The organism is Burkholderia sp. Leaf177, from assembly GCF_001424345.1.
GTDB lineage: Bacteria > Pseudomonadota > Gammaproteobacteria > Burkholderiales > Burkholderiaceae > Caballeronia.
Window position 1 is genome coordinate 560830 of sequence record NZ_LMPF01000023.1, and the last position, 17266, is coordinate 578095.

The 17266-nt window shown below is 58.4% G+C and carries 17 protein-coding genes; 14 read left to right on the plus strand and 3 right to left on the minus strand.

Features of this window, described 5'->3' with window-relative positions:
* Nucleotides 1-4 precede the first annotated feature (4 nt).
* Nucleotides 5-1039, minus strand: a complete 1035-nt coding sequence (locus ASG35_RS23570) for a fimbrial protein (protein WP_082508570.1) — start codon at nt 1037-1039, stop codon at nt 5-7.
* Between the two features lie 354 nt (nt 1040-1393).
* Between ASG35_RS23570 and ASG35_RS23575 the strand changes: the two genes are divergently transcribed.
* From ASG35_RS23575 to denD, 10 genes are all read left to right on the plus strand, one after another.
* A complete protein-coding gene (locus ASG35_RS23575) occupies nt 1394-1675 on the plus strand; it encodes a DUF4148 domain-containing protein (protein ID WP_056363403.1) in 282 nt (93 codons plus the stop codon).
* Nucleotides 1676-2154: 479 nt separating this feature from the next.
* Nucleotides 2155-2817, plus strand: coding sequence for a response regulator transcription factor (locus tag ASG35_RS23580; RefSeq protein ID WP_056363855.1), 663 nt, complete (start codon nt 2155-2157; stop codon nt 2815-2817).
* Nucleotides 2793-4190 (plus strand): ATP-binding protein, encoded by a 1398-nt coding sequence (locus ASG35_RS23585; RefSeq protein ID WP_082508571.1) that lies wholly within the window; start codon nt 2793-2795, stop codon nt 4188-4190. The genes ASG35_RS23580 and ASG35_RS23585 overlap by 25 nt, the downstream gene beginning before the upstream one ends.
* 90 nt (nt 4191-4280) lie before the next feature.
* Nucleotides 4281-4985: a FadR/GntR family transcriptional regulator gene (locus ASG35_RS23590; RefSeq protein ID WP_056363405.1), complete on the plus strand. Its 705-nt coding sequence runs from the start codon at nt 4281-4283 to the stop codon at nt 4983-4985.
* A 24-nt stretch (nt 4986-5009) separates the two neighbouring features.
* Nucleotides 5010-5912 (plus strand): L-threonate dehydrogenase, encoded by a 903-nt coding sequence (gene ltnD / locus ASG35_RS23595; RefSeq protein WP_056363408.1) that lies wholly within the window; start codon nt 5010-5012, stop codon nt 5910-5912.
* Entirely contained in the window at nt 5912-7186 is a 1275-nt protein-coding gene (gene otnK, locus ASG35_RS23600; protein WP_056363410.1) for a 3-oxo-tetronate kinase, read from the plus strand. Before ltnD ends, otnK begins: the two co-directional genes overlap by 1 nt.
* A 2-nt stretch (nt 7187-7188) precedes the next feature.
* Entirely contained in the window at nt 7189-7842 is a 654-nt protein-coding gene (gene otnC, locus ASG35_RS23605) for a 3-oxo-tetronate 4-phosphate decarboxylase (protein WP_056363411.1), read from the plus strand.
* Between the two features lie 42 nt (nt 7843-7884).
* Nucleotides 7885-9225, plus strand: a complete 1341-nt coding sequence (locus ASG35_RS23610) for an MFS transporter (protein ID WP_056363412.1) — start codon at nt 7885-7887, stop codon at nt 9223-9225.
* Nucleotides 9226-9245: 20 nt separating this feature from the next.
* Nucleotides 9246-10043: a 2-oxo-tetronate isomerase gene (otnI, locus tag ASG35_RS23615; protein ID WP_056363414.1), complete on the plus strand. Its 798-nt coding sequence runs from the start codon at nt 9246-9248 to the stop codon at nt 10041-10043.
* A gap of 8 nt (nt 10044-10051) precedes the next feature.
* Nucleotides 10052-10999 (plus strand): D-erythronate dehydrogenase, encoded by a 948-nt coding sequence (gene denD, locus ASG35_RS23620; RefSeq protein ID WP_056363415.1) that lies wholly within the window; start codon nt 10052-10054, stop codon nt 10997-10999.
* Between the two features lie 51 nt (nt 11000-11050).
* On the opposite strand, the gene ASG35_RS23625 is transcribed toward denD, so the two are convergent.
* On the minus strand, nt 11051-11944 hold the full coding sequence (locus ASG35_RS23625; protein ID WP_056363417.1) for an NAD-dependent epimerase/dehydratase family protein: 894 nt from the start codon (nt 11942-11944) through the stop codon (nt 11051-11053).
* 211 nt (nt 11945-12155) lie between these two features.
* Between ASG35_RS23625 and ASG35_RS23630 the strand changes: the two genes are divergently transcribed.
* From ASG35_RS23630 to ASG35_RS23645, 4 genes are read left to right on the plus strand one after another with little or no spacing between them, the layout of a single operon-like run.
* Complete coding sequence (locus tag ASG35_RS23630) at nt 12156-13157, plus strand: ABC transporter permease (protein WP_056363857.1); 1002 nt, start codon at nt 12156-12158, stop codon at nt 13155-13157.
* 57 nt (nt 13158-13214) lie between these two features.
* Entirely contained in the window at nt 13215-14159 is a 945-nt protein-coding gene (locus ASG35_RS23635; protein WP_056363419.1) for a sugar-binding protein, read from the plus strand.
* Between the two features lie 23 nt (nt 14160-14182).
* Nucleotides 14183-15691: a sugar ABC transporter ATP-binding protein gene (locus ASG35_RS23640; protein ID WP_056363421.1), complete on the plus strand. Its 1509-nt coding sequence runs from the start codon at nt 14183-14185 to the stop codon at nt 15689-15691.
* A 28-nt stretch (nt 15692-15719) separates the two neighbouring features.
* Nucleotides 15720-16376 (plus strand): aspartate/glutamate racemase family protein, encoded by a 657-nt coding sequence (locus tag ASG35_RS23645; protein ID WP_056363422.1) that lies wholly within the window; start codon nt 15720-15722, stop codon nt 16374-16376.
* Here the strand turns inward: ASG35_RS23645 and ASG35_RS23650 are convergent.
* A complete protein-coding gene (locus tag ASG35_RS23650) occupies nt 16351-17136 on the minus strand; it encodes a Crp/Fnr family transcriptional regulator (RefSeq protein WP_056363423.1) in 786 nt (261 codons plus the stop codon). The genes ASG35_RS23645 and ASG35_RS23650 overlap by 26 nt on opposite strands.
* Nucleotides 17137-17266: the final 130 nt, after the last annotated feature.

A 17266-nucleotide genomic window follows, 5' to 3' on the forward strand; every position in this document is an offset into this window, starting at 1 on the left:
GGCACTACTGATAGCTCATCGTGAAAGTTGCTTTCGCGTTGGCCGAGCCCGGGGTGATTGCTCCGGTACGCACATAACGTGCTGTGAACGGGATGATCAATGGGCCAACGGTGCCCGCTGGCGCCACGCTGAATTGGTTGACGTTATTGGCGGCTGACGAATCAGGGCCATAGTTGATCGGCGTTTTGTTGTAGACGATCTGATAGCCAACACCTTTGGCCGTGGAATCAGTTGACAGAGATAGCGTGGTGCCGACGTTGCCAGGATCGGTGGCGTCGGTGAATGTGATGGCAACCGACATGGGAGTGGCGCAGTCGAGCGAGATGCTGAAGGTTGTGTCGCCTGTCGTCGATCCAATCGATGGCAGATATCGACCTGAAGCCACGGGCATGGTGACGGGCTTGGCCGTGTCCTGCACCGTGCAAGCGGGCGCGATGACCGACGCGTTGGCATTGTCTAGCAGCAATATATTTGCGTCGGCTGAACCGTATTTTCCGACTGCCAGCGTTGTCGGCAGGTTGAAGGTTCCGGCCATAACGGGTCCTGTACGGATCAGCTGCAGACGAAAACGCCCCATTGGTCCATACATGTTGGTGCCGGTAGTTCCGGCTCTTGCCGCTGGCCAGGCCACGATGTTTCCTCCGCTCATTCCGGGATTCCCGCTAATGCTGTTCAACCAGCTCACTTGAATCCCGATCCCTTGCACGCCCGTTTGATAAACGTTGGTCATTCCGCTGACAGGGATCATTGAATTCTCATAACCCGATGTGAGAGGATTCGACCCCGAACAGTTCATGGTTACGGTAGGTGATGTTGTTAGCCAGCTGCTGTCAAATAAAACCGCGCCTGCGGCTCCGTCGCGGCTAACGCTGAGATTCGCCGGAAGTGTGATGGTCGCCGTCCCGGGGTTACCTCCGCTAAGGACGTTGCAGTCGGCGAAGGCGGGCGTGATGAAGCAAGAAATCAAAGCGAGTGCCGCGTACGAGTGCGTTTTTATCAATTGCTGTTTGCATCGGTTATTCGACCGTGGAAGTCGCATGTCATGCACCTTGAGATTATCGGTGTCTAAGTGTCAGGCTGAACGATGCGCAACTTCAGTTATTTTTAGCAAACTCTCATGCAGGTTTCCAGACACGGTACGGTTGCGGCTGACGTACAGCATTTAGTCATGTGAACTCCAGATATTTGCAATTATCGGATAGCGGATTTCAATGCGGAGGACAATCGCGTACGCGTTCTTTCAGCGGTCCCCGAAACCGAAACGGCGAATATGACGCGCTTGTAATCCTGGCGTCAGCGTAGAGCCATGGTCGGGTGAGCAAAATGACAGTCAGGCATGGCTCATCGAAAGCGATGCCGCACTGAAGCTCACTCACATCAAGAGGCAACCATCATGAAAGCATCGATATGCGCAACCATCGCCGCCGCAGTCATCGCGATCCCTTCGTTCGCGTTCGCCCAGGCCGACGCGTCGAACAACAGCTCTGTCACGCGCGCTCAGGTCAAAGCCGATCTGGTGCGCGTGGAGCAAGCCGGCTATAACCCCGCGGGCAGCGACATCAACTATCCGGCGGACATTCAAGCGGCCGAAGCGCGGGTCAGCGCGAATCACGGCTACGGCGGTGCATCGAACGATTCGGCCAACGGGACCGCGAGTCAGAACCAGGGTAACTGATGCAGCCGCGGCACCGCGCGTTGTGCGCTTGCACCTCGCGCGATGCTGCCGATCAAACAGGCAATTCCAATCGTGCATCAGCGCCTGATGTAAGCCGCTGCTAATTATCGCTTCGTGTTCTGGACCTATCATGAGGTGCGGGTTGGCTCCAAAATTTGGGGAGACCAACAAATGAATACAACCCTGACTGTTGTGGCAGTATCTGGCCAACCCGCACTGAAGGCTCTCGAGCGTCTTGCCGAGACGCGTCGATAGCGCACGTTGTTTCCAGGAGGTCAGGATCCGGTGTCATGTTCAACGGTTGGCTGGGCGCAGCAGGCACGCTTGCCGGGATTTTTCCCGGTTTCGCGATCCCCGCGCAGGAAGCCGTGCGTGCGCGCAGGGAGATCCACGTGCGTCTGGCCAAGCGTGCCGGGGAAACCGCGAACGCGTCTACCGCTCGTGAAAAGTCCGTCGCTCGCGAAATCCTGGAATCTCCAATGAGAGTCTTGTTGGTGGAAGACGACTGGATGATCGGAGAAGTGGTCCGGGACGCGCTCAAGGATGCATCGTGCGCGGTGGACTGGGTGCGCGACGGACAACAGGCGCTGAGCGCAGTCAAGGTTCATTCATATGAAGCCGTCCTGCTCGATCTCGGACTGCCGAAGGTGGACGGCATGAACGTCCTGAACGCCATTCGCGCCAGCAACAACGCCATTCCCGTTCTGATCATCACGGCGCGCGATGCCGTCGCCGATCGCATTCGCGGCCTCGACAGCGGCGCCGACGACTACGTTCTCAAGCCGTTTGAAATGACGGAAGTGCTTGCGCGTTTGCGAGCGATCGTGCGGCGCCGTGCGGGCATCGCCGCGCCGGTGCTGACGAATGGCATCATATCGCTGGACCCGGCAACACATGAGGCGCAGTCTCCGGAGGCGTCGGTACGGCTTTCCGCCCGCGAGTTTGCGTTGTTGCATGCGTTGATGATCCGTCCCGGCGCAATCTTGTCGCGCACGGAACTCGAAGACCGCATCTACGGCTGGAACGAGGAAGTCGAAAGCAACGCCGTGGAATTCCTGATCTACTCGCTGCGGCGCAAGCTCGGCAGCGACACGATCAAAAACGTCAGGGGTGTCGGATGGATGGTGTCGAAAGGCGGGTAGGGCAATCGCTCCAGTTGCGGCTTTCCAAGTGGCTCGCAATTGCCGTACTTTTGAGTGCCGTCGCGGCGGGAATTTTCTCGTTCCAGGCCGCGTTTCATGAAGCCAACGATATCCAGGACCTGCAGCTCAAGGAAGTCGCCGCGCTCGTCACGGCGGACAATGCGGGCTTCATGGAAGAAGGCTCCGCGCGTTATGTGCCGGACTTCGAGCGGGAAGCGAAAGTGGTCGTGCAGAGGCTCGGCGGTCACAATGCGCAGCGCCTCCTCGACTTGCCGCCCACGCTCCCGGACGGTATCCAGACTTTGAGGCTGGATGACCACGAATGGCGCATCGTCGTCCGCACGCTCGCGCCGGGAGTTCGCGTGGGCGTGGGCCAGCAGACTTCCGACAGAAACGAAATCGCCCGCAATAGCGCGGTCGCCACGCTGATTCCTTTTGTCGTGCTGGCGCCGGTTCTGGTCGGCGTCGTGTTTCTTCTGGTCAGGCATATGTTCAAGCCGCTCTTACGGCTCGCAGCGGAACTCGATGCACGCCCGGACCACGATTTATCGGAGATACGCGTAGGTGACGATGCGCAACTTCCGGCAGAGATCGTCCCTTTCCTCGTCGCCAACAATCGCTTGCTTGCGCGCGTCGCTCAGTCGGTTGCGCTGCAAAGGCGCTTCGTTGCCGACGCGGCGCACGAACTGCGCTCGCCGCTCACGGTGCTGCTGCTCCAGGCGGAACGCCTCGATCTGTCGGAGATGTCAACGCAGGCCCGCGAGCGATTCACCGCTTTGCGCAACGGGCTCATGCGCACGCGCGCTTTGGTCGAGCAGTTGTTGACGCTCGCACATGTGCAGGAAGCGAACGGCGTTGAAGCGAGCCAGACGCCGGTCGCGCCGGCATTCCGGCGCGTTCTGGAAGATCTGGTCCCGCTCGCGCAGGCACGTCACATCGATATTGGTGTGACCGGCGACGCCGACACGTGGGTGCCCGCGAGCGAAGCGGACCTCGCCACGATCCTGAAAAATCTGGTCGATAACGCCATCCGATACACGCCCGAAGGCGGCCGCGTCGATTTGTCGGTGCGTGCGGATTCCGGCAATACGTCGATCGTTGTCGAGGACACGGGTCCCGGCATTCCCGCCGATGAACGCGACCGCGTATTCGACCGGTTTTATCGTGTGCTCGGAACTGGGCAGAATGGATCCGGACTGGGTTTGTCCATTGTTCAGACGATCGCAAACCGGATAGACGCGCGCGTCACGCTGGACGATGCAGCCTGGCCGGATGGGCGGAGCGGCCTCCGCGTGACCCTGACTTTTCATGGCAACGCCGGATTTTCCGGACCGGGCGTGCAGCGTCTGGCCAAGACCGAAACGGTCGCCTGAACGCTCCGCTTAGGGTTATCGCCAGTATCGTTAAATTGTTAAAAATTTGTATGATGACCACATCACCCAACAAATTATGACGTTTGGCTCATGTTCCAAAAAATCCCGGCAAGGGCGTTGAGCGATTCCGTTGCCCAGCAACTCCTGCTTCAAATTGAAAAGGGCGGCTTCGCGAGCACCGGCAAACTGCCGACCGAAGCGGTTCTGGCGCAGGAATTCGGCGTGAGCCGGACCGTCGTGCGGGAAGCAATTTCCCGACTCAAGAACGAGGGCATGGTCGAACCGCGGCAAGGCAGCGGGGTTTTTATTGTCGAGCGTGCGGGCATTCGTCCTTTGCGAATCGATTACGCGCAGGCGGTCGAGCCTGGCGCGGTCGTGCAGATCCTGGCGCTGCGGCGCGCCATTGAAGCGGAAGTCGCGGCGGAGGCGGCCATGCGGCGGTCCGACGAACAGATGGACAACATCGAAGCCAAGCTGGCGCAAATCGATGTCGCCGTGGCGCAAGGCGACGACGGTGTCATTGAAGATGTGGAGTTTCACCGCGCCATTGCGAGCGCTACGGGCAATCCGTACTTCCTCACCACGCTCGCATTCCTGAATCAGTATCTGGAAGCAGGCACGCTTGTCACGCGACGCAATGAAGCGCTGCGCGAAGACTTTTCAAGGCAAGTGCGCGAGGAACATGCGCGCATTGCAGCGGCCATTCGCGCAGCCGATCCGCTGGCCGCGCGCAACGCCGCTCAAACCCATTTGTACAACGCTGCCCGCCGCCTGGCGGAAGCTGGCATCTGCTGAAAGATAAATCAGAAGGATTACGAAATGTCCAGAAATGTAGGCGTTATAGGCTTGGGTGCAATGGGTCTGGGCGTCGCGCGCTCGCTGTTGCGCGCGGGCTTCAAAGTCCATGCATGCGACGTACGCGCTCAAGTGCTCGAGGCGTTTGCTGCCGAAGGTGGAATCGCGTGCGCCACGCCGGCAGAACTCGGCAGTCAATGCGAGATCGTGGTTACGGTGGTGGTGAACGCAGCGCAGACCGAGACCGTGCTGTTCGGCACTGACGCGCAACCGGGCGCGGTTCCATCGATGAAACCCGGTGGCGTGGTGCTTGCGTGCGCAACCGTATCGCCTGCGTTCGCCATCGAACTCGGAAAGCGTGTGGAAGCGGCCGGCCTCCAGATGCTGGATGCGCCGTTGTCGGGCGGCGCTGCACGGGCGGCTTCCGGCGAGATGACCATGATGACCTCGGGTCCCGCCGCCGCGTATGCAGCATGCGAGGACGTGCTCGCCGCAATCGCCGGCAAGGTGTACAGGCTGGGCGACACCCACGGCAAAGGATCGAAGGTCAAGATCATCAATCAGTTGCTTGCGGGCGTGCATATTGCCGCTGCCGCTGAAGCCATGGCGCTTGGATTGCGCGAAGGCGTGGACCCCGACGCGCTCTACGATGTCATCACGCATAGCGCTGGCAACTCGTGGATGTTCGAGAACCGCGTGCCGCATATCCTCGCGGGCGATTACACGCCGCTTTCCGCCGTCGATATCTTCGTGAAGGACCTGGGCCTCGTCCTCGATACCGCCCGCGCGTCCAAATTCCCGCTGCCTTTATCGGCGGCCGCGCACCAGATGTTCATGATGGCTTCGACCGCCGGACATGGTGGCGAAGACGACTCGGCGGTCATCAAGATTTTTCCCGGCATCGAAGTTCCGAAGGGAGCGAAGTAATGACAAAGGCCTTGCTTGGCTGTATTGCCGACGACTTCACCGGCGCGACCGATCTCGCCAATATGCTTGTGCGCAGCGGCATGCGCGCGGTGCAGACCATTGGCATTCCTGCATCGAATACGGACATTGAAGCCGACGCGCTGATCGTTGCATTGAAGTCGCGCACGATTCCCGCAGCGGATGCGATTGCGCAATCGCTGGCCGCGCTCGAATGGTTGCGCGCGCAAGGTTGCCAGCAGTTCCTGTTCAAATACTGCTCGACGTTCGATTCCACCGACGAAGGCAACATAGGTCCCGTGGCAGATGCTTTGCTCGATGCGCTCGGCGACGATTTCACGATCGCGTGCCCCGCGTTTCCGGAGAATGGACGCACCATTTATCGCGGGTATTTGTTTGTCGGCGATGTATTGCTGAACGAGTCGGGCATGCAGAATCATCCGCTTACGCCCATGACCGATCCGAATCTCGTGCGCGTATTGCAGCGGCAGACGAAATCGAAGGTCGGTTTGATCGCGTACGACGTGATCGCTAAAGGCGTGCAGGCCGTGCGCGAAAAGATCGCGGCGCTGAAAAGCGAAGGCGTGCGGCTTGCCATCGCCGATGCGATTTCCGATGCCGATCTTTATGTGCTCGGCGAGGCATGCGCGGAACTGAAGTTGATCACCGGAGGTTCTGGCATTGCGCTTGGCTTGCCACATAACTTCCGTGCATCGAACGTGTTGGCGGAGGCCAGGCACGCGTCCGAGTTGCCGAAGATCGAAGGGCGATCGGTCGTGCTCGCGGGGAGTGCTTCCAAGGCAACCAATGAACAAGTCGCAGAGTGGCGCGAGACCAAACCCGGTTTTCGCATCGATCCGCTCGCGTTATCGCGCGGTGAAAACGTGGTCGAACAAGCACTTGAATTCGCCGCTGAACATGCAGCGGAGCCAGTGCTGATCTATGCCACTTCCACGCCCGACGAAGTGAAGACCGTGCAGAAGGAACTGGGTGTCGATAAGGCCGGGCATCTGGTTGAACAAGCATTGGCATCGATTGCATCGAAGTTGCGCGATGCAGGCGTGCGCAAGTTCGTGGTCGCCGGCGGCGAGACATCCGGCGCCGTGGTTCAGGCGCTCGGCGTGAAGTCGTTGCGCATTGGCGCGCAGATCGACCCGGGCGTACCGGCGACGCAGTCCATCGGCGACCAGCCTATCGGTCTCGCGTTGAAGTCCGGCAACTTCGGCACGAAGGATTTTTTCGTGAAAGCGTTGAAGGCTCTGGACGGAGCGGCCTGATCATGACGAGCACGGAAACACGCATCCGCGAGGAAATCTGCGAGACGGGCGCAAGCCTCTATGAACGCCGATACACCGTTGGCAGCGCCGGCAATATCAGCGCGCGCCTGGACGACGGCTGGCTGATCACGCCGACCGATGTTTGCCTCGGCCGGCTCGATCCCGCCAACATAGCCAAAGTCGATACTGCCGGCAATCACGTTTCGGGCGGAAAACCGTCGAAGACGCTCGCATTGCACAGGAAGATTTACGAAAACAATCGCGAAGCGCACGGCGTGGTCCATACGCATTCCACGCATCTGGTTGCGTTGACGCTTGCGGGTGTCTGGCGGAAGGACGATGTGCTGCCGCCCATCACGCCGTACTACGTGATGAAAGTCGGGCATGTGCCGTTGATTGAATATCGGCGACCGGGCGATCCCGCCGTTGCAGAAGAGGTCGCTGCGCTTGCATCGAAAGTGCGCGCCGTTTTGCTGGAACGACTCGGCCCGGTCGTGTGGGAAAAATCAGTGAGCCATGCGTCCTACGCGCTGGAGGAACTCGAGGAAACCGCGCGGCTCTGGATGCTGGCTCTCTCAACCAATGCACCTCTTCCTGAGCCGCTCGAAGAAGCGGCCATCGACGACTTACGCAAGACCTTCAACGCGCGATGGTAGCGAAGCAGGTCTGAACACCTCACTTGAATCCTGGAGACAAGCATGACGCCTGAACAAGCCGTGCCGCCGGACGGTGCCCGCGCGCCTGCGGCAGCCCGTTACGACGATAAAGAACTTGCGCGCACTTACAAGAAAGTCTTTTGGCGCATTGTGCCGTTCCTGATGCTCTGTTACGTGGTCGCTTATCTGGATCGCGTGAATGTTGGATTTGCAAAGCTGCAGATGTCGCAGGATCTTGGCTTTAGCGAGACGGTGTTCGGTCTTGGCGCCGGTGTATTTTTCCTCGGCTATTTTTTGTTCGAACTGCCAAGCAATATATTGATGCATAAGATAGGGGCGCGTATCTGGATTGCGCGAATCATGATTACGTGGGGCATACTTTCCGCGCTCTTCGTTTTCATCAAGACGCCTACGCAATTCTATGTATTGCGGTTTCTTCTAGGCTTGGCCGAAGCCGGCTTCTATCCTGGCGTGATCCTTTACCTGACTTACTGGTTTCCGTCGCACCGGCGCGCGAAGATTGTCGCGGTGTTCATGTCGGCCATTCCGGTTGCGGGTATCTTCGGTAATCCGCTGTCCGGCTGGATTGTCCAGACCTTTTCCGATAGCCGCCACTTCGAAGGCTGGCAATGGATGTTTCTTATCGAAGCGGTTCCGGCGTTGTTGATCGGTATTGCAACCATTCTTTACCTCGACAACAATATTCGCAGCGCGAAGTGGCTGAGCGAACCGGAAAAACGCTTGCTCGAACATGAAATCAGCACGCAGCCGCAACACGAAGGCGACAGCACGAAACATTCGCTACGCGCGCTTTTCGCCGACGGCCGCATGTGGTGGATGTCGCTGATTTATTTCGCGTTCGTGACGGGGCAATACGGCCTGACGTTCTGGATGCCGACCTTCATCAAGTCGACGGGCGTGAGCGGCGCATTCAACATTGGCTTGTTGAGCGCGATTCCGTTCCTGGTTGCGATCGTCGTCATGAACATACTGGGTCATAGCGCCGATAAACACCGCGAACGCCGCTGGCATCTGATCGTGCCCTCGCTTGCAGCAGCGATCGGATTCTCGGTTGCGGCATCGTTTGCGGGCAACACCGTGGTGTCGATCATCGCGTTGTCCGCGGCCGCCGCCGGCGTGCTGACCTGCGCTCCGCTATTCTGGTCGTTGCCCACGGCGTTCATGTCCGGCGCGGCCGCAGCAGCGGGAATTGCAGTGATCAATTCGATTGGCAATCTCGCCGGCTTTGCGAGCCCGTACATGATCGGGTATCTCAAGGACCTGACGCATAGCACTGCGAGCGGCATGTATGTGCTTGCGGGAATGCTCGTGATTGGCGCCGTTGCCACGTGGCTCGTGCCGCCCAAGCTCGTGAATCGCTGAACTGAAAAGGAGTTAATGTCATGCCCCGTTTTGCCGCCAATCTCACGATGATGTACACCGAGCACGCGTTTCTCGACCGCTTCGCTGCTGCGGCGAAAGACGGTTTCAAGGCCGTGGAGTTTCTGTTTCCGTACGACTTCGCTGCGGCGGATATCAAGTCGCGTCTCGATGAAACCGGCCTCACGCAAGCCTTGTTCAATGCGCCGCCGGGCGACTGGGCAGCAGGTGAACGCGGGATCGCGTCGCTTCCGGGGCGTGAGGAAGAGTTCGCCCGTTCGCTCGATAAAGCCCTGGAATACACCGCCGTGCTCGGCAACAAGACGCTGCATGTAATGGCAGGTTTGATCGAGCCTGAGCAGCCGCGCGATACGCATCGAGCGGTTTATCTGAGGAACCTCGAACGTGCTGCGAGTGCTGCGCGCTCGGCGGGTATCAAGGTCGTTATAGAACCGATCAATACGCGCGATATCCCGGGCTTCTTTCTCAATCGTCAAGACGATGCTCAGGCAATCTGCGCGGAAGTCGGTGCGCCGAATCTCCAGGTGCAGTTCGATTGCTACCACTGCCAGATCGTCGAAGGCGACCTTGCGGTGAAGCTCAAGCGCGACATGAAAAGGGAGAACGCGGGCATTGGTCACATCCAGATTGCAGGCGTTCCGGATCGTAACGAGCCGGACGTGGGCGAACTGAATTATCCGTACCTTTTCGATCTCATCGATTCGCTGGGCTATGACGGCTGGATTGGCTGCGAGTACAGGCCGAAAGCGGCGACGTCGGATGGCCTCGGCTGGATCAAACCTTATCTGCAACATGCGTGAGTGACGTCATGAACATTCTCATTACCGGCGGCGCCGGATTTCTCGGCCAGCGGCTCGCACGCGGCCTGCTTGAACGCGGCACCTTGATGGGCAAGCAGATCACCGGCTTGACCTTGCTCGACGTGGTACGTCCCCCCGATTTCGACGACAAACGTGTTCGCGCCGAGACCGGCGATATTGCGGACCGAAGCGTGCTCGAGCGATGCATCAGCACGGAGACGCACGCCATCTTCCATCTTGCGGCAATCGTGAGCGGTCAGGCGGAAGCGGATTTCGAGCTGGGCATGCGCATCAACCTGGATGCATCGCGTCTTCTCCTCGATGTATGCCGTACGCTCGGCCACGCGCCGCGCGTATTGTTCACGAGCTCGGTCGCGGTGTATGGCGGCGCGCTGCCCGACATTGTTCGCGACGATACCGCGCTGAATCCGCAATCGTCGTATGGCACGCAAAAGGCGATTGCAGAGTTGCTGCTGTGCGACTACTCGCGGCGTGGTTTTGTCGATGGACGCGTGCTGCGCTTGCCTACTATCAGCGTGCGACCGGGGCGGCCGAATGCAGCGGCATCTTCGTTTGCGAGCGGGATCATTCGCGAGCCTTTAAACGGCGAACGCGCTATATGCCCGGTAAATGGCGACACGCGTTTATGGCTTTTGTCGCCGCAAAAAGCGATTGAATCGTTGATCGCAGGTTGCGAGCTCGATCAAGCGGCGCTGGGTGTGTGGCCCGTCGTCAATTTGCCCGGATTGTCGGTCAGCGTGACGGAAATGATCGACGCATTGAAGGACGTCGCAGGCGATGAAGTTGCTGCGTTGATCGACTGGAAGCCGGACCCGAAGATCGAAAAGATCGTGGGAAGTTGGCCGGGCGCGTGGGACGTGTCACGCGGTCAGCAACTGGGCTTGAGCGCGGACAGCAATTTCGCCGATGTCATTCGCGCCTTCAGGAAAGGCTGAAAGTAGGGCGCCGGGGATGACGCTCTGAAGGCGTCATCCCCGGACTGCAGCTTAAAGCGCTGCCTGTTCACGCCAGTTGTATTGCTGCTGCCAGCCAAGCAGGCGCTTCAATTTATCGTTGCTTAGCAGCGTCTCGAACTCTCCCATCTGCTTCTTGACCGGCACGTCCGGATAAAACTCCTTGAGCAATTCCGCGGTCGGCCGATCCGATGAAACGTCGTCGGCCGCCACATTCATCACTTCAAAGCCCAGCCCATCTTTTTCGATGCCAAGCCGGCACGCCGTCGCCAGGTCACGGCCATCGATATAACTCCACGCAATGCGCTTGCGCAGGCCCGGATCTTTGTTCCACGTCGCGAATTTCTGGTAATCGACCGGGTCCAGTACATTGCCAATCCTGAAGCAATAAATATCCGCGCCCGTGCGCGCATGGAATGCTTTCGCGGTGACTTCGTTGATCACCTTGGACATGGCGTAGCTGTCCATGGGATCGACCGGATAGTCCTCGTCCAGCGGAAAATATTCCGGATTCCGGTGCCTGTGCGCGAACACCACGCCATACGTGGTCTCGCTCGAAGCAACGATCACTTTCTTGATGCCGAGCTTCGACGCGGCATCGAGCACGTTGTAGGTCGCCATCACGTTGATGCGGAAAACTTCGTTGTCCGGCGTGATGAGGATTCGCGGGATCGCGGCGAAATGAACGATTGCATCGATAGGCTTGGGTTCGATGTCGTCTTCGAACTCTTTGAGCACAGTCGTCGACGCCAGCGCGTTGAACACCTGTCCTGCGTCGGTCAGGTCGGTGATCAGCGTTCGCGCGATGGGCTTCGCCATCGGCACGCGGTCGAGGTTCAGCACTTCGTAGCCGTGCGCAACAAGGTCTTCAACGACCCATTTGCCGGCCAGGCCGCTGCCGCCGGTCACTATTACTCGCTTCGTCATGTCTCGTGCTCCTGATCTGGTTTTATAAGGGCATCACCTTGGGAACCCATGTTACAGATACGCGGGCGCGGGTTCTGTGACGAACTTCATAGTCATGCGGCGCTACGCATCAGGGACAACCCCGATGCACATGTATGACGCTCGTCACAGACTCGCCAGTCCGCTGCCGCCTACGATCCTTCTAAACCAGAATCAGAACAAGGAGACATCGGTGGCTGCAATATCGTCCAAGGAAGATCCGCACCGGCAGCCGACGGGATTCACGTCGACATTGCGCGGCCTGCTCAAGATCCGCGAGCTGAATATCTTCTCGGTATTGCTGCTGGTCGGCATTTTGATCAGCATCTTCTCCCCGTATTTCCTTACTACAAATAACCTGATGGGCGTCTTCAGGTCGTTCTCGCTGATCGCCATCATGGCGATTGGCATGATGCTCGTGATCATCACGGGTGGCATCGATTTGTCCGTGGGATCGGTGATGGGACTTTCGTCCCTCGTCACCGCGCTGGCGTTCCAGCATGGCGCGGGTCCGGTGGTCGCCGTCATTGCGGGATTGGTGGTCGGGCTTGCGGTCGGGTGCTTCAACGGTTTGCTGATCACCTGGATCCAGTTGCCGCCGTTCATTGCCACGCTCGGCACGTTAAGCATCGGGCGAGGGTTGATGTACATGATCACGAAGGGCGTTCCGGTAACGCCCGATGTTCCGGACAGCTTTACATTCATCGGTCAGGGATATGTGGGTTTCGTGCCATTCCCGGTGATCATCATGATTGTCATGACCATCTGCTTTTCCGTGCTGATGCGGCAAACGCGCTTCGGCCGGCATGTCTATGCCACCGGCGGCAACGAGATGGCGGCGCGTCTTAGCGGCGTGCGTACGTTTCGCGTCAAGTTCATCGTCTACGCGCTGTCGGGCTTGATCGCTTCCATTGCCGGCATTGTCAGTTTCTCGCGGTTCGTATCGGCGGAACCTGCGTCGGGTTTCGGCGCCGAGCTCGATGTGATCGCCGCGGCGGCAATTGGCGGCGCGAGTCTCTCAGGCGGCGCGGGCAGCGTGGAAGGCGCGATCATTGGTGCGGCGCTCGCAGGGATCATCACGAACGGCGTGGTGCTGCTGAACATCGATACCTACGCGCAGCAGGCCATTACCGGCTGCGTCATCTTGCTTGCGGTCAGCATCGATATCTGGCGCGTGCGCCGAAAGGGACGTTGAGCTTCTTGATTCCCGAACTCTGTTTCACCACTAAAAAATAGACCTTTGGAGACGAAAATGGATAAAGCATTTCGCAGCGTAATGAGCATTGCCGTTGCTACGGTCGCGCTTTCTATGGGTGTACAAGCCAACGCCAAGGACGCAAAGGATATTTCGGTCGCCGTGGTGCCGAAGGTGGCTGTTCCCTTCTTCGATGACTGCAACAAAGGCGCGCAAACATCCGCCGACAAACTGGGCGTCAAGTATCAATGGGTCGTGCCGCAAAACACGCAAGGCTCAACACAGGTCAAGATCATTGAAGACCTGATTTCGAAGCATGTGGATGGCATTGCCATTTCCGTCAATGAACCCAAGTCTGTCGAGAGCGTGATGAAACGCGCGGAGCAGAGCGGCATCAAGGTGTTGACGTTCGACTCGGATTCGCCGAAGAGCGGGCGCTCCATGTACATAGGCACGAACAACGAATCAGCCGGCGCGACCATGGCGGACACCATGGGTAAAGCCCTGAACGGCAATGGCGAGGTGGCGATCATTACGGGCCAACTCGGCGCGGTGAACTTGAACGAGCGCATTGCCGGGATCAAGAAGGGCTTGGCGAAATATCCCGGCATCAAGATTGTCGAGACGCAGGGAACGGAAGACGATCTTGCAAAAGGGGTCTCGGTTGTGGAGACCACGTTGCGCGCGCATCCGCAGTTGAAGGGCATCTTTGGCGTGAGTCAGGTCGGTGGACCCGCGGTATCGAAGGTGCTCAACACCAAGGAATTCGGCGCGATGAAAGGCAAGCTCGAAGTTCTTGCATTCGATGACCTTCCAGACACGCTGAAGGCGCTCAAGGACGGTTCCATTCAAGGGATCATGGTGCAGCGGCCGGTCACCATGGGCTCGCTTGCCGTCGACAATCTGGTCGCGCAAATCCAGGGTAAAGGCGCAGCGCCCAAGGACATCGATACAGGCGTGACGGTGGTGACCAAAGACAATATTGGCAGCTATACGAAGTAAACAACGTTATTCAAGGGAACGTCATGGCAACGCCATTTCTGGAAATGCACGCTATTTCCAAAACCTTCCCCGGCGTGAAGGCGCTCGATGGCGTGAACCTTCAAATCCGGCAAGGCGAAGTGCTCGCGCTTGCCGGAGAAAACGGGGCGGGCAAGAGCACGTTGATGAAAATTCTGACGGGTATCTACGCGCCTGACCCTGGCGGCAAGATCCTGATAGAAGGCCGCGAGATCGAGATACGCGATGGCAACCATGCACGCGCGCTTGGTATCGGCATCATCTATCAGGAGTTGTCGGTCGTCGAAAACCTGAGCGTGGCGGAGAATCTATTTCTCGCGCGTGAACCAGTTAATCGGCTGGGTTTGCTCGACCGTCCGCGCATGGAACGCGAAGCGAGGGCCATGCTCGAAACCATCGAACTGGATGTCGATCCTGGAACGCGTGTAAGTGAGTTGAGCGTCGGGCAACAACAGATGGTCGAGATTGCCAAGGCGCTCGCGCATCAGTCGAAGGTCATCATCATGGATGAACCTACGGCATCGCTCAGCCACCATGAAACGCGCACGTTGCTGCAATTGATCAAGCGGCTGCGCGAGCGGAATATCGCGGTCGTCTATATCTCGCACAGGCTTGAAGAGATTTTCGAACTGGCCGATCACGTGACGGTTCTGCGCGATGGCCGTACCGTGAATACATCGCCTATTGCCGACGTCACGCGCGACTCGCTGGTTCGCATGATGGTCGATCGTGAACTGAGCGACCTGTACCCTGGTTCAGCCAGTTCTCATGCAAGCGACGTTCCGGTGCTACAGGTTCGTGATCTGTCGTTACGCGCGGCCAAGGGTGGCGATGCGCGCATCAAAGATATCAACTTCACGTTGCATCGCGGAGAGATCCTCGGGGTTGCGGGGTTGGTCGGATCGGGGCGCACGGAAATCATGGAAATGATCTTCGGCATTCGTCCATGCACTGGAACTATCGCGGTCGATGGGAAAACCGTGACCATCCGCAATCCGCACGATGCGATAGAACATGGCATCGGCTTTGTGACGGAAGACCGCAAAGCGCAAGGACTCGTGCTTGGAATGAGCGTGCGCGAAAACTTCAGCCTCACGCATTTGAAGCGCTATTCGCCCTTTCAATTTTTGCAGCGCGCGAAGGAAGAGGAGAGCTGCAAGCAATTCGTGCGAAGCCTGGGTATCAAGACGCCGGGCACGGAGCAGAAGGTTGTCAATCTGAGTGGCGGCAATCAGCAGAAGATCGTGATCGCCAAATGGGTGGCGCGAAATCCCAAGGTGCTGATAGTCGATGAACCCACGCGCGGTATCGACATAGGCGCGAAAGCCGAGGTGCATGCGCTGCTCGCGCGGCTGGCTTCGCAAGGTATCGGGATCATCGTGATCTCGTCGGATCTGCTCGAGGTGCTTGCCGTCAGCGACAGGATCTTGATCGTGCGTGAAGGTCAGTTGAATGGCGAAATGACGCGCGCCGAGGCAACTCAAGAACGCGTGATGGCCGCAGCCACCGCATGAATTTTTCTAACGAACCCAACCAAAAGCCATGACGACAATTGCTGTGATTCACACCGGACCCGTAACCGTTTTACCCATCAAGGAACAGCTCAATGAATTGATTGCGGACGCGCGCGTCATCAACATCATGGACGACAGCTTGCTCAACGACGTCCGCGCGGCCGGGCATCTGACGCCGGAAGTCGCGAGCCGCATTTACAGCTATATGTCGAATGCGCAGGCAATGGGTGCGGACATCATTCTTAACGCATGTTCTTCGGTAGGCGAGGCATCGGATTCGCTTAAAGGTTTTATCCGCACGCCGATCGTCAAGATCGACGAATCGATGGCCGAGGAAGCAAGCGCGATCGGCCAGCGTATCGGCGTGGTGGCGACGGTCTCTACGACACTGGACCCTACCGTTCGCCTGATCCGCCGGAAGGCAGTGGAACTGGGCCGAACCGTTGAAGTGACCGAGCGGATCGCGGAAGGCGCGTTCGAGGCCTTGCTGGCAGGAGATGGCGCGCGCCACGACGAGATCCTCAAACAGGCGATCGTCGCGCTCGCCGATGAAGTCGACGTCGTGGTGCTTGCGCAGGTGTCCATGGCGCGCCTGGTGCCTTCGCTTGGAACCTTGCGCGTGCCAGTCCTGTCCAGTCCGCGCAGCGGCGTGGAGGCGGTTAAACGCGCGCTAGCGGCGCTTTGACGTATTGCACGCTGAACGGTGACGGCGGCGTTGCGAATGCCGCCGGCATGACGCGCGGCGCGGCCGGCGCCTTGTGCGGCAAATAACGCTCGACGAAAGTCGGCGTCAGCACGATCTTGCGTTCATGCATGGCAGTCAATCCTTCGGCTTTCAGGTCGTTGAAATGCCGGTTGACCGACTCGCGCGACGTGCCAATGAATTCGGCCAGCTTGTCCTGCGGAATCGACAAGTCGATAAGCACCGAGTCGCCCGCGTCCGCGTAATCGAATTCAACGCCAATCTGGTTAGCGAACATCACCAGGATGTTGGTGAGGCGCTTGCGGACATCGTGCAAGGAAAGGTTTTCTATAAGCTGCTGCGCTTCTTGCCATCGGCGATAGTGACTTTCCAAAACGAACTGATTGATGACGTCGTAGCGTGCAAGCAATTGCTTGAAATCTGCCTTGCGAATGTAGCAAACCATGCTGGGTGCAAGCGTCTGCGCATGGTGCGAGTAGTTAGCTTCGTTCAGCACGTCGCCGTCGCCGAACAACATACCCGCCTTGATGAACGACAGAGTAATTTCCTGTCCGTCTTCGGTTAGCCGAAATAGCCGCACGCTACCGCTCTTCAGCAAATAAACATGATTGCTCGAATCTTCCGGCCGATAAATGGTGGTGTTTTTTCGTACGGTACGGTGCTCGCTGAACGCAGGCATGACCTCATCGAGACAATGACGTTCAATGAGTGAAAGCAGTTCGCTTTTTCCGACAAACCACATTGGGTGTCTCCTTGTACTTTGCCTCGAAAACCGTGGACGGTCATGAGGTGTTTGAATGCACGCGGTTGCTGTCATTTTTTCGACTCATCAAGTCTACACACGGCTCGCGATCCTTGCGCGCAAGGGATAT